The following is a 14,081-nucleotide window of genomic DNA, read 5'->3' on the forward strand; positions in this document are numbered from 1 at the left end:
AGTCAGGACGAGCGCTGGCCATTTGTAGATCGGATCGGGCAGAACGCCGCAGCGCGCCAAGACCTCCGTGCGCGTTTCGTGACGGGGTAAGCGCCAATGGTCTGCAACGCGTAGGATCGGGCTCGTGCCATCGGCAAGTAATGGAACCTCCGCCGGCGCGGGGCCGTCGGGCCAGGACGTCAGCGGCACCAGTGCGATCTGCGTGCGGCGCAAGAGGCGGTTCAAGAATCGTATCGCGGCCTCCGTTTATGCTCGCCGCTCAGCAACGGGTCCAGGCAGAGTACGAGATATGCGCGGCCCATGTCCACGTTCCAAACGTCGTGCCCCCAGTTCACCGAAAATTCGTTCGGTTACGAGGGAGTGAGTCTCCGGAACAGATCGGACCGCTACTATTCAAGGCGTAACCCGTGAACCGGTGCGCTTTTCGTTGTCGCCCGACCGTTAGGCCGCGACGGCGAGCATCGCCTTCGCGGAAGCGGGGATGGCGAGGTGTTCGAAGCTTGGCTTGGCGAGCAGGTAGCCCTGGATGAGGGACACGCCCAAATCCCGCAGGGCCGACATCTCGCCGACGGTTTCAACGCCTTCGCAGAGCGGCACGATGTTGAGTTCTTAGAGCATCCGCAACGTGTGCTTGACGATGGTGAGCCGGACCGGATCAGTGTCGATCCCTCTGATCATGTCCATATCCAGCTTGACGATATCGGGCTGGAAATGACTGAGGAGGCCGAGACCGGAGTGGCCTGAACCGAAGTCGTCGATCGCAGTCTTGAAGCCCATATCCCGGTATGTCCGCAGGATGTGAAGGACGTGCTTGGTATCCAACTCCTCGTTCTCAGTGAACTCGAAGATGATACGATCAAGCGGAAAACCCGTCTTCATGGCTGTGGCAAGCGTCAGGCGGATACACGCCCGCGGTTCGTAGACGGCATTCGGCATGAAGTTAATCGACAGTTTCACGTCGTCAGTGGGGTCGTAGAGCTGCGCGGCAAGTTCGATCGCCTTGACCCGGCACTGCTGATCGAACGCGTAGCGGTTGTCGGCCTGCACCTGCGACAGGACAGACCCGGCACCTTCTCCACTTGGACCGCGCACAAGCGCCTCGTGGGCGAAAACCTTGCCTGTTGCGATGTCGACGATCGGCTGGAATGCCATCGAGAACGGTAGTTCGAATGCTGCGCCGTCGCGGCAGCCTTGGCAACTCGTCGTCATTGTGGAAAAATCTCCGTTTGCATCAGACTTAAGGCTCATCGATTAAACTTTCGTTTCCCCGATGCCAGCTCGGTGGCTTCCGCACACATGTCATAGATTAGCCAGCGCTGCGGCCGTCTCTTCGTACGCGGCTGTCTCGCCCTTCGACATCGTCGGTCTTGAGTCGTTTGTATAGCTGCGCCTTAGACATCAAATCGCAACCTGCTCTCCAGTTCAAAGACCTGGTTTGAAAAAAGCCGCTTAGTAGACCTCTATGGTGGGGCTAAATCTAGCCTATGGCATAGTAAGCCGGCGCCCGGTACGGTTCTGTCACCGTGGCGTTCCCCTCAATGCATCCACGGTAGAGGCTCGGCGTCGGTAGTCCCTTCCCTTCCACAGGCTCCGGGCCTCATTTTCATCTCCAAATAGCTAGAAATCTTAGCAATTTGATTTCCGATGACCGGTCGTAGGTTCTATTCCCATCAAGGCGAGCCAAAGATCTCCTTCCCTGTCCGAACCGAAAAAACAGTGGTGAGTAGTAGAAACTTTAAACCATGAGACAAGTCCGATATCGCTATGTCGGAGCGGTAAAAGGCCGCGTCAAGTAGGCGACAGGTCGCCAAAAGGTTTTAACATTGAGTCGAAAAAGGAAGTTAACTTCGCATTTAGTAAGTGCTGTCACCATCTTCCGATTTCATCACTTCTCGGCAGAGAGCGCTGTTGAGAGCTCCCAAACATGGGGGACAGAGGTCACCAAGTCCCTGAGGTCCTTCGGGTTTTTTGCTCCTTCGACTTCCTTCTTCCCGAGCACTGCGGCAGTTGCGAAGGCTACCATCCTTTGTCCTGCGAACTTCATGTTTTCCGGATTCTGCGTTTGCAGGATATGGGGCCCAAGAAAAACGCTGATATCTTTTAGTCCCTTGGCACGCTTATAGGTGTCGAGCGATCCTTCCAGGCCCTCGACGTAGTCCCAAGTGCCTTTGATAATCTGCAGCCCCGGCCATTTGTCCACGTTCGCCGGCACCACCGAGTCGACATAGTAGGTGGTGTTGAAGTCAACGCGGAGCGCGCCTTCGACGGCATCATGCCCGGCTAAGCGAAAGCCTAGACCTGCCGAATTGGGGCCGTAGAGGATGGCACCCTTCACGTTGGAAAGGCCGACAGGCTTGGTGCAGTTGGGTTCCGCGACGTCATAGTTGCAATTTTCGACAAAATTCTTGTGCATGAACCACTGAGCGGCGTAGGAGCCGCGCGAGTAGCCGCCAACAACAACGGGTATTTCGCGAAAAGATGCGCCATCACGCAAAATCTTCGCCGCTTCGCCGCCTTGTGAGAGCTTGCCATCTGGCCCAAGCACCCGCAAACCAGCGCCGGTTTCGAGCTGCTCCAGTTCTCGGAACATGTCGTTGGCCTGCTCGGCGGTGTTGAAACCGTTTCGACCACCAGATATCCCGTTTCCGCGGCGATCGGTGATGAGAACGTCAAAACCTGCGATGTTCAAATCTGATAGAAAGCTGCGCCAATGACGAATGCCCGGCTCCTCGGTTAGCTCGTCGCTCTTGGCAGGGCTGTAGTCTCCGGTTGTCACGTCGACGGTAAATGGCGCGGTCTTCGTATTGTCGATCGCGGTAAATTCGCTGCCGCCGCCATTGTTCATGATAACAAGGCCGCGGATCTTCTGGCCATCATCGGCGGTCACGCCGTCAGCCCTGATATACCAGCCACGCAGCTTGATGTCGCCAGTGAGCTTTAGATGTCGTTGTTCATAGCTATCGCGCGGCACAGTGAATTCGACAATGCTTGTTCGCTTGTCCGCATGGACGATGGCTTCGCTGTAAGGTGCTTGTCCGAAATAGGACGGTCGACGAACACTCGCAAGATCTACCATGCCGTCGAAGTCAATCGCGCCTTTCTTATCGACCTTTCCCGTATCGCGTGGCTCGAACTTGGCAAAACCTTTCGCTGCGGCAAGCGTCTTTTCGGCACAGGCCGGATCGGTTTTGCAGGCCACCCACTTTTCGCGAACGCGAGCGTCAGAGAAATCTTTGATATAGAAATCGTCAGGCGAGACGCCGAGCGGTAGAAGCTGGTTTGTGGGCGTGAAGGGAACGCATACTTTTTTCCCGTCCCAGTCAGCTACATAGCCTGGAAGCTCGCCGTTGCGGTCGACGTTCACCCGAGCGCTACATTCGGGTGTCGGAGTATCCCTGTTGACGATTGGCTTACCGGATGTTTGCGCATTGGCGCATGAGCTGCCAAATGCGACAAGGATCGATGTAGCCGATAAGAGGCTTGAACGCAGCATGATTTTTCTCCCCGCCAGATACGCCTGAACGAATGACGTCTATGTCTTCTGATCTAGTGGCCAATCAGCAATTGACCAGTAACGGCATTGATTTGAACCACCGTGCGGCTTGGCAAAAAAGCGCAACTGCGAGGATCGCGTAAGAATAGCAGCTTAGGTGGCGGAGCTCGTGGCACGCCGCGGACCTTCGACAATGCATTGAAGGTGCTGAGCTCGACTGTTCAGACCGCCGTCTGACGAAGCCGAGAATGAGCGCCTCGGATCCTCTCCGATGAAAGTGGGATCATATCTGGACGGCCCTGCTGCCTTGCGTCGGCTGCGCGGACATTACAAGCGCGCGATCTCCACAAACTCCATCCCGTTGCCCCGAGCGTTGAGAGCGCATGAGTGCCGTTCGACTTCGTGATTACCAAGCAACAGGCGGGCTATTCCTCGACAATGTTCGATGGCACCTTTCAGCTGCAGGTTATCTCTGAAGGGATGAGCACTACAACGAGCGGCGTCAGATCGATCTCGCGCTTACGGGTTTTGAGGGTTGTCTACGTTACGCTGAGGAAATCTGTCGGAACCTGCATCGCGGCAAGAAGTTTGGGCAAGATTGCACCAGGTGATCACACGCATCAATCACTCTGAGTGTTGGAGAAATCATCCAACGAAAGGTATGGAGCGATCTATGTGTTCAATCAACGACGGCGCAGTAGGCGAGGATAAAGTACAACGTCGCCGGTGTCGTTCTTCCATCTACCATGCAGACAAAATGACAGGGAAGGAGCTGATTTCAGGCATTCACAATTTTGGGGACATTCTTGTGGCGGCAGTCTTATGGACAGCCTCCATGTGCTGCGTCATTGTCGCAGGATCCCTTGTGATGCTTGCATAGGTCGCAAGATTGGTTTGGCTCTGCGCCCACTGAGCTGCTAGCCATCGTAGCGATGACCAGTCCACGTTCTGGCATAGTTTTCGGGACTTCATATCAAGTGGTCGCAGCTTAGTTCTCGTCGAAAGATTGGTGTCACCGCTCAATCGCCATGCACCACTGGCTCGATACCGGCGCGAGCCTTAGCTTCATTCGGCACAAGCCAGTGGATAGAGCGTAACATGAATCTTATCGGCTCCACCTCGACGCCGCAGTGAGACAGAGCAAGGTTCGCTGCTTGAAGGTGGTCGATGTAGGATCGCCGTGTGGCAGCCTCTCCTTTCTCGTTCACCAAGGTATCGCGGTCCGTGTCCTTGCCACTGTCTTTGCCAAGAAAGCTTGTTCCAGCGATCGCGTCCATCAGGTCATCTAGCGCCTGAAAGGCAGAGCCAACGTGGAAGGCGAATTCCGTCAGCGCCGTCTCCTCCTGGACGGGCCGTTGCGAAAGGACCGAGGCCATATCCGCCATAGCTGCGAAGAGCTTTCCGGTCTTCAACCAGTTCTTCTGCTCGACGTCCAGCGAAGTACCGCTTACACCCCTTAGATCGATTTCTTGGCCCGCCGCAAGACCTGTGTGCCCAACAGCATGGCTCAGCACCGCCGCCATCCGCACGCGGACATGATCCGGCACGCCTTCGACAGTCGAAAGAATACGGATGCCCAGCGTCAACAGCGATATGGCCGCGAGAATAGCTGTCGCCTGACCGAATGCTTTGTGGGTTGTGGGTTTCTGTCTCCTGAGCTCCGCGTCGTCCATGCAGGGCAGGTCGTCGAGGATCAAGGATGCGGTGTGCACCATTTCAACCGCGCAGCCGATGTCGATTGCGGCATCCAGGCATTCATCACGATTGACTGTCATCACGAAGATCAGCGGCCTGAACCGTTTCCCGCCGCCGAGCAGCGCGTGGCTCATAGCGGATAGCAGGTTCGGCGGCGCGTATTCTTCGGTTTCGAGGAGAGATTGCAGCCTGTTCTCGATTCTCGATCGCAGCTCGCTGATCGTCTTTCCGAGAAGCTCATCGCCGACAAAAGCCTGCAGCCACTGCGTGTCTATCGTCTGCTTGCTAGCCGCATCAAAAGTTGTCGATTTTTGAGCCTGTGTGCCGGACATTCAGCAAGCCTACCCTATATAACGTTTTCAGTTCCGGCTTACCGGTTGCTCGAACATATCTGTAGCACACACCGCTGGATGAAAGGCCCCTATGCTCGCGGAACGAAAAAAACAGCATTTAGATATAGTTCTTAGCGGGCATGGTTCTTCGACAGGTGTTGGAACAGGATTCGAAAGGGTTCGCTTCGAGCATGTTGCACTACCTGAAATTGATATGTCAGCTATTGATTTGACGACGGAATTTCTAGGGAGGAAACTCTCGGGTCCATTTCTCGTCAGCTCGATGACCGGTGGTGCACAACAGGCTCAGGAAATCAATCACAATATCGCTATCGCCTGCGAAGCCGCTGGGATCGCTTTCGCGGTTGGATCGCAGCGCGTAGCTATCGAGACGAATTCGGACTGGGGGATGAATCGCGAGTTGCGTCGCCTGGCGCCCTCCGTCCCGATTCTGGCGAATATCGGCGCAGCGCAGCTCAACACCGGCTACGGCATCGATCAGGCGCGCCGGGCGATCGAGATGATCGATGCGGACGCGCTGATCATTCACCTGAACCCGTTGCAGGAAGCAGTCCAGCCGGAGGGCGATCGCAACTGGCGCGGGTTGACGGAGAAGATCGGTTTGCTTAGCCAATCGCTGCACGTGCCCTTGGTCGTCAAGGAAGTCGGCTCGGCCGTCTCGCCGATGGTTGCTCGGAAACTGGCATCGCTCGGAGTCGGCATCATCGACGTTGCGGGAGCGGGGGGTACGAGCTGGGCAGCTGTCGAAGCACAGCGTGCGACGACCGCTTCCGAGGCCGCCATCGCATCGGCTTTCGTCGACTGGGGACAGCCGACGGCATATGCGATTTCGGCGATCCGGAAGTCCCTCCCGGACATCTTTATCATCGGTTCAGGCGGCGTGCGCAACGGCGTCGACGCGGCGAAGGCCATCCGGATGGGAGCAAATATCGTCGGCCAGGCCGCGTCGGTGCTTCGTTCGGCAACTTCGTCACCCGAGGCAGTCGCAGATCACTTCGAGGTCATGTCGGCGCAGCTGAGGGTCGCGTGTTTCTGTACAGGCTCGTCCACTCTCGCAGATCTCAGGATCGCGAGGCTTGAAGCTACATCCTACCCCTGATGGTCCATCCTGTAGCATCTGGAGCGACAACGCCAGCGAAGACTGAAACCGCCGCCACTGCGGGGCGCGACCTCGCTCGTGCCGGCAATAGCGAGCGGATGGAGAGCGGGTCGCACGATCTGTCGCTGCCCATCGTGCTCGTCGGGGCAGGTCTTGCCAGCGCAGTCATCGCGCAACGGCTCTCGACTGTCCGTGATGCGCCACCGATCGTCATTCTCGAAGCCACGGACACGCCCTTCGGCGAGCATACCTGGTCCTTCCACAAAGCGGATCTGCAACCCTCCAGCCTTGCCTGGATAGCGCCCCTGATCGCCCATGAATGGGACGGACAGTCGGTGCGGTTCGGCAGCTATGAGCGCCACCTGCCGTCCGGGTATGCTTCACTTACATCTACGTCCGTCAGCGAAGCCATCGAACGTCTGCCAAATGTGTCGCTCAGTAAGAACACCGAGGTTACTGCGCTTTCGGCTGCGCAGGTCACGTTCGCCAATGGCAGTACGCAGGCCGCGTCATGTGTCATCGATTGCCGTGGCTATCGACCAAGCGCGTCGATGGTGCTCGGCTACCAGAAGTTCGTCGGCCTCGAAGTGGAGCTTTCGGAGCCTCACGGCTTGCCGCATCCGGTCATCATGGACGCAACGGTCGACCAGCTCGACGGCTACCGATTCGTCTACCTGCTTCCAATGTCGCCGACGCGCGTGCTGATCGAAGACACACGCTACTCGGAAGGCGCCGATCTCAACGATGCGGTGATATCAGAGGATATCCACACCTATGCCACCCGCCAGGGTTGGGATATCACGCAGGTCGTCCGCCGCGAGAATGGCGTTCTGCCGATCGTGCTTGCGCATGATTTCGAGCGCTTCTGGTCAGAATTGCCGGCGGATATCCCCCATGCTGGTCTACGCGCCGGCCTGTTCCATCCGACCACTGGTTACAGCTTGCCGGATGCGGTCCACGTCGCTGATCTGATCGGCGAGAACTGGCCCATCGGCAGCGCCGCTCTGCCCCGTGCGATCCGCGGACATGCCGCCCGCCAACACAAGAAGCAGGGTTTCTACCGCCTGCTGAACAGAATGCTGTTCCTTGCCGCGGAGCCTGATCGGCGCCATCTCGTGCTCGAACGTTTCTACAAGCTACCGACGCCACTGATCGAACGGTTTTATGCCGGACGGACAACGATGACCGATATTCTGCGCATTCTTACCGGAAAGCCTCCGGTCCCCATCCATAGGGCGCTCGCCTGTTTGAGCGAGGCCAAGTTGTTCGAGAACGGATCCTCATGAGTGGAAGCAAGAAAACAGCAGCGGTGATCGGTGCAGGCTTCGGCGGGCTCGCGCTCGCCATCCGGCTTCAGAGCGCCGGCATCCAGACGGTCGTCTATGAGAAGCGCGACAAGCCGGGTGGCCGCGCCTATGTCTACACCGATGACGGCTTCACCTTCGATGCAGGCCCGACCGTCATCACGGATCCGGACTGTCTCGAACAGCTGTGGGCCCTTTCCGGACGGCGGCTATCCGACGATGTGACCCTTCTTCCGGTGTCGCCATTTTACCAATTGTGCTGGGAAGACGGCTACCGCTTCGACTATGCCGACGATCAGGTGGAGATCGATCGGCAGATCGCTGCGAAATCGCCTGAGGATGTCGAGGGTTACCGGCGCTTCCTTGCCTATTCCGAAGACCTCTACCGGGAGGGCTACGAAAAGCTCGGAACGGTGCCGTTTTTGAACTTCTGGTCGATGGCGAAGGTTGCGCCGCAACTGATACGGCTGGAAAGCCATCGCAGCGTCTATTCCAAGGTCAGCCAGTTCATCAAGGACGATCAACTGCGCCAGGCCTTCAGCTTCCACTCCCTGCTGGTTGGCGGCAATCCCTTCCGCACCTCTTCGATCTACGGCCTCATCCATGCGCTCGAACGCAAGGGCGGTGTGTGGTTTGCCAAGGGCGGAACCGGCGCGCTGATTGCCGGCATGGTCAAGCACTTCGAAAGGCTTGGCGGGACGATCCAGCTCAATGCCGAAATCGACCGCATCGAGGCTCGGGACAACAAGGTCTCCGGCGTCACCTTGAAGGATGGCACCAGCCGGAGCTTCGACCAGATCGCGTCGAATGCCGATGTCGTGCACACCTACAAGCATATGCTTCGCGATACGAACCGTGGCCGGGCAAACGGTCGCGCGCTGGAGAAGAAAAGCTACTCCATGTCGCTTTTCGTCGTCTACTTCGGCCTGAAGACCGAGCATCCCGAACTCAAGCATCACATGGTCCTGTTCGGTAACAGGTACAAAGAACTCATCTCGGAAATCTTCGCAACGGACAGCCTGGCAGAAGACTTTTCGCTCTACCTGCACTCGCCTTCCGTGACCGATGACAGTCTCGCTCCTCCGGGATCGAGCGCTTATTACGTGCTGTCGCCCGTGCCGCATCTCGGCACCGCTGATATCGACTGGAGCGTCGAGGGTCCGAAATATCGCGACCGGATCCTCCAGTATCTGAACGACCGCTATATTCCCAATCTCCTCAAAGACCTGGTGACCGTCCGGCACTTCACACCCTTCGATTTCCGCGACGAGCTCAACGCCCATCACGGATCGGCCTTCTCCGTCGAACCCATCCTGACGCAAAGTGCCTGGTTCAGGCCTCATAACCGCGACGACAGTTTCTCCAACCTTTACGTGGTCGGAGCGGGCACACACCCCGGCGCTGGCATTCCGGGCGTGGTCGGATCCGCGAAGGCAACTGCCGGATTGATGATCGAGGATGCGCTAAAGTGAGCGATGCCGTTATCACAAGCAGCGAGCAATCCATTGCCCAAGGATCGCAGAGTTTCGCCACAGCCGCGCGGCTGTTCGATCGCAGGACGCGTGACGATGCGGTGATGCTATATGCGTGGTGCCGCTACTGTGACGATGTGATTGACGGGCAGACGTTGGGGCATGACCAAGCCGACGACTTCCGCGACGGCCAGCAGAATCGGCTAGGGCTTCTGCGGCAGCAGACCGCGGCAGCTTTGCGCGGCGGTCAGACGAATGAGCCGGTCTTCGAGGCTCTCCGTCGGGTGGTTGATCGCCACCAGATTCCGGCCCGCCATCCCGAAGAGCTGCTTACCGGTTTCGAGATGGACGTGGTGGACCGCAGCTACGCCACGATCGAAGACACGCTCGACTATTGCTACCATGTGGCAGGGGTCGTCGGCGTGATGATGGCGATGATCATGGGGGTTCGCGACCCCCGTGTGCTCGATAGAGCCTGCGACCTCGGCATCGCGTTTCAGCTGACCAATATCGCCCGCGACGTGGTGGAGGATGCGCGGGCGGGGCGGTGCTATGTGCCGGCGGATGTACTTGCCCGGCACGGCATCAGCGAGATCGATCTTGACGATAGCGCGCAACGCGCACATCTCCATGCGGCAGCCGTCGAACTTCTCGACCTTGCGGAAGCCTACTACCAGTCGGCCTATCAGGGACTGGCTTCACTTCCGCCGCGCTCGGCTTGGGCAATCGCGACCGCGCGTCGCGTCTACCGGGCGATCGGCACCAAGCTCCGGACAGCAGGTCCGAAAGCCTGGGACAAACGCGTCTCGACGACGAAGGCCGAGAAGGCCGCGCTGTTGAGCGTCGCGCTTGGAGACGTGGCGCGCTCGCGCCTTCGTATGCAGGAGGTTCCCCGGCAGGGGCTCTGGCAACGTCCGTGATTATGCCCGGACGTCGCGCTTGTCCTCACCTCCGGCCGGTGGCGGGCTTAACTCCTGCTTGTTTTCCTGCAACTCCTTGACGAGCTTGTCCGCGGTCTTCGCGTAGACGAAGCCGAAGGATACGCAACCATCGCGACCTTCGACCGCATGATGAAGCCGGTGCGCCTGATAGACGCGCTTCAGGTAACCCTTGCGCGGAATGTAGCGAAACGGCCAGCGCTGATGAACCAAACCGTCATGCATGAAGAAATACAGAACGCCGTAGACGGAAACGCCGACCGCGATCCACCATAGCGGCCAGTACCAGTTGCCGATGAAGAACATGGCGACCGAGATGACGGCAAAAATGACGGCGTAGAGATCGTTCTTTTCCAACGTGTGGTCATGGGGCTCGTGGTGGGACTTGTGCCACCGCCATCCCCAGCCGTGCATGATGTGCTTATGTGACCATGCGGCAAACCATTCCATGAAGACGACGGTTCCGATGACCAGCGCGGCCGGGACCAGATAGTTCATAAGATTCTCCAAAAGCGACCTCAGTCCTGCTCATGCTGCGTTACGAGCGCGCGATGGGCCGGCAGCTTCCACCATGGCACCCAGGGCGCATCATGATGTTCATGATGATAGCCAAAGTGGAAGCAGGTCAAAAGCGACAGAAGCGGCGAAAATTCGTTGCTTCTCGCACGATGCTTGTCCGCAAATGGGATGTCGTCGACGCGGTGAGGCCGATACGTACCGAAATAGAAGAGCTGGACTGACGACAGGATGGCAGGCAGCGCCCAGAAAATCAACATCGTCGGGAAGCGTTCCTGCAGGATTACGAGGTAGAGGACCACGGCAACCGTCAGTGTCGCGAACTCACGCCAACCGAAATAATACTGGAAGAACTTGAGGTACCACGGCCAGAATTGCGCCGAGTGTTCGGTGTCGAAATCGGGATCGTCTGCCGTGCCTGCGTGGCGGTGGTGGGCGTGATGGTTTTCGTGCAGCTTTTCGTATGAAAATCCCGCGTAGATGAAGACGCAGAAGCGACCGATTGCGCGGTTGATGGCCGGATATTGCGGGAACATCGAGCCATGCATCGTGTCGTGCGCAACGATGAAAAGGCCGACGCTCAGCCAGCATTGGACGGCGATCACAAAAGGTGCAGCGAAGATGCGGCCGGGCACCGTCCAGTCGATCAGGAAGATCGCAGTGACATGGATCGTCATCCAAGCGGCGACGATGAGGCCTGCCAGCAACAGTCCTGTCGCGACGTCCCGTCGGTCGCCGCGTCTTGATCTCTCGTTGGTCCTCATCGCTCCATCCATCAGAACCTCAGCCTTCGTCGCGAAACGATCAGAGCGGAAGCCGTGCCGACCACAGCCATTGCCACGAGTGAAACTATCTCTGGAATGACATCCGACAAGGTCTCGTGTCTCCAGAACACACCGTAATAGGCTTCGATAGCCCAAGTGTTTGGCGTGAAGCGACCGATCGACTGCAGGAATTCGGGCATCATGAAGCGCGGTACCATGGAGCCGCCGACGGCCGAACAGATGAGCACGACGAAGGTGGAAACGGTCTGCGCCTGCTGTTTCGTCGTGCACGCCGATGCAACCGCCAGAGCCAGCCCGGACGCACCCAGTGCCGCGGCAACGGTGATCAGCAGCCACAGATCCAGCCGCCTGGTCACGTCGACCTCATAGACCAGCTGCGCAACGATGAAGATGAGGCCGACCTGGATGACGCCCTGGATCGTCAGGAACAGGAGTTTGCCTAGCACGACCACCGCGCTACCGCCCGGGCCGACCGCAATACGATCGATAATACCGGAGTTTCGCTCCTCAATCAGGGTCGCCGCACTTTGCAGAGACGCAAACAGCAGAAACAGAATGGCGACGGCGCCCGCATAATAGGTCACCGTTGCCCCGGAGCTATCGGACGAACCGACGGACGCCGTCGCGACAAGGCCGGGCGCGTTGGTGGCAGCCTGCGGCTCGCTTACCCGCGCACCGGCTTCGATCGCGGCTGCCAGCCTTGCGGACTGCTCCGGCGTGAATGTGCCGACAACGCTCTGGAACGTGATGGCGGTTCGCGAAAGGAGGAGATCGGGTAGCTGACGCGCCACCAGTTCCTGGACACGACCGGAGACGATACTGCCGGCCATCAGCTTCGACGGTTCGACCAGAACTTCGAAAGGTGCGGCCCCGGTGTCATCGATCTCCCCGCGGATGACAAGTCCGACATCCGCAGCGCCTTGTTTGACAAGGGTTTCGACCTCAGCCCGGTTTGAGCGCACGGGGCCGATGACCTCGAATGTCCGTTCCTGACGGAGCGCCTTCTCCAGACGCTGCGACGCTTGGGTGGATGAAAGCTGCGCGACCGCAACCTTCAGATCTAGCTTGTCGCTCGTCGTTGCCGAAAATATGGAGGCGAAGATCACGAAGATCGCCGGGGGCAGCACGAATGCAAGAACCAGCGCTCCCCGGTCGCGCAAAAGCCCTAGCGTCATCACACGAAGCATGGCAAGGATCATGGGCGAGGGCCCTCAAACCCGGTTCCTGGCTGGTCTGCTAGGCGGAGGAACAGGCTGTCGAGGCCGGGCTTGCGGAACCGGATCTCCTTCGTCGCCATGCCGGATTGTTCGAGATGTTCGGTGATCTCGTGAAGCGGCTTGGTGCTGATTACGCTCCAGCACTGGCCTCCCTCAACGGCAGAAAATCCGCGCCCGCGCAAGACTGCCGCATCCGTCGCCGAGACCGGCAGTTGCGTCTCGATGATGATCTCGTGCTGTCCGTCAAACGCCAGATCGAGGAGGGCGCGCGGAGCTCCCTGCGGACCGATAACGCCCTTGTGCAGAAAGCCAACCTGCGTGCAGAGAGTTTCTGCCTGCTGCAGATCGTGGGTGATCAGCAGGATCCCGACGCCGCTGTCGCGAAGCTTGAGAATGACGTTTTGCAAGGTGATGCGAGCCTCGATATCGACGCCGACCATCGGCTCATCCAGGATGAGAAGAGCAGGGCGATGCAGGATTGAAGCGGCGATATTGACGCGGCGCTTCCATCCCCCGGACAGGACTTCGACCCGCTCATGAAGACGATCCGTCAAAGCTGTGTGTTTGATGACTTCGCCGATCGCGTCTTTCGTCGCGACAGCACTCAGACCGGACAGCCGTCCGAAGACCTGCAGGTTTTCCAGGATCGTCAGGTGCGGATAGAGCGCGATTTCCTGCGGGACAAGTCCGATCTGCCGGGAGACGCCAGCCCGTATTGCCTGACCGCCGATCGCGATCGTTCCCGCACGCGGCTTCAGCCGACCGCAAATGGCACGTATCAGCGTCGTCTTGCCCGCGCCGTTCTGGCCGAACAGACCGAATATCTCTCCTCGCTCGATGCGAATGTTGATCCGACGGAGGATTTCCCGATCGCCGTAGCAGGCATTGAGATCACGGACCTCGAGAGCAGCAGGACTTCCCATCAAATCGCACTCCTTCCGTCGTTACCGTCTAACACGAGCAGCAAGATCTAACAGCCCGGCATCGGATCGATAACGGCCATCAACGGTCAAGATAAGGCGAACCATTTCATCTCTGGCTAGTTTGAGGCCACGTAGTTTCGTTCGGATTCAAATCGAGAGCTCGCGCTTGGGTCATGCCGAACTGATCGCATCCCTAAGATGGCCAATGATCGTTACGGCTTTCGTAGCACGGTACGGTTGACGGACGACGTTCTGACGACAAATCAGATCTCTTCGTCTGTATGAA

12 protein-coding genes are annotated in these 14,081 nt (G+C 58.4%); 4 read left to right on the forward strand and 8 right to left on the reverse strand.

Annotation, left to right across the window (positions count from 1 at the left end):
* The 4 genes from ASF70_RS24465 to ASF70_RS22800 form a co-directional block, all read right to left on the reverse strand.
* The coding region (locus tag ASF70_RS24465) for a hypothetical protein (protein ID WP_210166810.1) at positions 1-225 on the reverse strand (225 nt) is incomplete at its 3' end.
* Between the two features lie 384 nt (positions 226-609).
* Positions 610-1,209: an EAL domain-containing protein gene (locus ASF70_RS22790; RefSeq protein WP_348270998.1), complete on the reverse strand. Its 600-nt coding sequence runs from the start codon at positions 1,207-1,209 to the stop codon at positions 610-612.
* 676 nt (positions 1,210-1,885) lie between these two features.
* Entirely contained in the window at positions 1,886-3,493 is a 1,608-nt protein-coding gene (locus ASF70_RS22795; RefSeq protein WP_062583186.1) for a hypothetical protein, read from the reverse strand.
* A gap of 1,019 nt (positions 3,494-4,512) precedes the next feature.
* A complete protein-coding gene (locus ASF70_RS22800) occupies positions 4,513-5,520 on the reverse strand; it encodes a polyprenyl synthetase family protein (protein WP_062583189.1) in 1,008 nt (335 codons plus the stop codon).
* Between the two features lie 91 nt (positions 5,521-5,611).
* On the opposite strand from ASF70_RS22800, the gene fni reads away from it, so the two are divergent.
* The 4 genes from fni to ASF70_RS22820 are packed head-to-tail and all read left to right on the forward strand — an operon-like array spanning position 5,612 to position 10,336.
* Positions 5,612-6,640: a type 2 isopentenyl-diphosphate Delta-isomerase gene (fni, locus tag ASF70_RS22805; protein WP_062583191.1), complete on the forward strand. Its 1,029-nt coding sequence runs from the start codon at positions 5,612-5,614 to the stop codon at positions 6,638-6,640.
* Positions 6,640-7,926: a lycopene beta-cyclase CrtY gene (crtY, locus tag ASF70_RS22810; protein ID WP_200943580.1), complete on the forward strand. Its 1,287-nt coding sequence runs from the start codon at positions 6,640-6,642 to the stop codon at positions 7,924-7,926. Before fni ends, crtY begins: the two co-directional genes overlap by 1 nt.
* Positions 7,923-9,416, forward strand: a complete 1,494-nt coding sequence (locus ASF70_RS22815; protein ID WP_062583196.1) for a phytoene desaturase — start codon at positions 7,923-7,925, stop codon at positions 9,414-9,416. The genes crtY and ASF70_RS22815 overlap by 4 nt, the downstream gene beginning before the upstream one ends.
* Positions 9,413-10,336 carry a phytoene/squalene synthase family protein gene (locus ASF70_RS22820; protein WP_062583198.1) on the forward strand — a complete coding sequence of 308 codons (924 nt, stop codon included), beginning with the start codon at positions 9,413-9,415 and terminating at the stop codon, positions 10,334-10,336. Before ASF70_RS22815 ends, ASF70_RS22820 begins: the two co-directional genes overlap by 4 nt.
* Here the strand turns inward: ASF70_RS22820 and ASF70_RS22825 are convergent, their stop codons facing one another.
* Genes ASF70_RS22825 through ASF70_RS22840 form a run of 4 tightly spaced genes read right to left on the reverse strand, consistent with a single transcriptional unit; the run spans position 10,337 to position 13,795 of the window.
* Entirely contained in the window at positions 10,337-10,852 is a 516-nt protein-coding gene (locus ASF70_RS22825; RefSeq protein ID WP_062583200.1) for a sterol desaturase family protein, read from the reverse strand.
* A 20-nt stretch (positions 10,853-10,872) separates the two neighbouring features.
* A complete protein-coding gene (locus tag ASF70_RS22830; protein ID WP_062583351.1) occupies positions 10,873-11,634 on the reverse strand; it encodes a fatty acid desaturase in 762 nt (253 codons plus the stop codon).
* A gap of 11 nt (positions 11,635-11,645) precedes the next feature.
* Positions 11,646-12,854, reverse strand: coding sequence for an ABC transporter permease (locus ASF70_RS22835; RefSeq protein ID WP_062583203.1), 1,209 nt, complete (start codon positions 12,852-12,854; stop codon positions 11,646-11,648).
* Positions 12,851-13,795, reverse strand: coding sequence for an ABC transporter ATP-binding protein (locus ASF70_RS22840; protein WP_062583204.1), 945 nt, complete (start codon positions 13,793-13,795; stop codon positions 12,851-12,853). The genes ASF70_RS22835 and ASF70_RS22840 overlap by 4 nt, the downstream gene beginning before the upstream one ends.
* Positions 13,796-14,081 lie beyond the last annotated feature (286 nt).

It is taken from the genome of Rhizobium sp. Leaf321 (assembly GCF_001423215.1).
In the GTDB taxonomy this organism is placed as follows: domain Bacteria; phylum Pseudomonadota; class Alphaproteobacteria; order Rhizobiales; family Rhizobiaceae; genus Neorhizobium; species Neorhizobium soli.

Bases quoted from the DNA above. Each gene is read 5' to 3' on its own strand.
- ASF70_RS22790 (WP_348270998.1), bottom strand. From the start codon at position 1,209: ATGACGACGAGTTGCCAAGGCTGCCGCGACGGCGCAGCATTCGAACTA.
- ASF70_RS22795 (WP_062583186.1), bottom strand. From the start codon at position 3,493: ATGCTGCGTTCAAGCCTCTTATCGGCTACATCGATCCTTGTCGCATTT.
- ASF70_RS22800 (WP_062583189.1), bottom strand. From the start codon at position 5,520: ATGTCCGGCACACAGGCTCAAAAATCGACAACTTTTGATGCGGCTAGC.
- fni (WP_062583191.1), top strand. From the start codon at position 5,612: ATGCTCGCGGAACGAAAAAAACAGCATTTAGATATAGTTCTTAGCGGG.
- crtY (WP_200943580.1), top strand. From the start codon at position 6,640: ATGGTCCATCCTGTAGCATCTGGAGCGACAACGCCAGCGAAGACTGAA.
- ASF70_RS22815 (WP_062583196.1), top strand. From the start codon at position 7,923: ATGAGTGGAAGCAAGAAAACAGCAGCGGTGATCGGTGCAGGCTTCGGC.
- ASF70_RS22825 (WP_062583200.1), bottom strand. From the start codon at position 10,852: ATGAACTATCTGGTCCCGGCCGCGCTGGTCATCGGAACCGTCGTCTTC.
- ASF70_RS22830 (WP_062583351.1), bottom strand. From the start codon at position 11,634: ATGAGGACCAACGAGAGATCAAGACGCGGCGACCGACGGGACGTCGCG.
- ASF70_RS22835 (WP_062583203.1), bottom strand. From the start codon at position 12,854: ATGATCCTTGCCATGCTTCGTGTGATGACGCTAGGGCTTTTGCGCGAC.
- ASF70_RS22840 (WP_062583204.1), bottom strand. From the start codon at position 13,795: ATGGGAAGTCCTGCTGCTCTCGAGGTCCGTGATCTCAATGCCTGCTAC.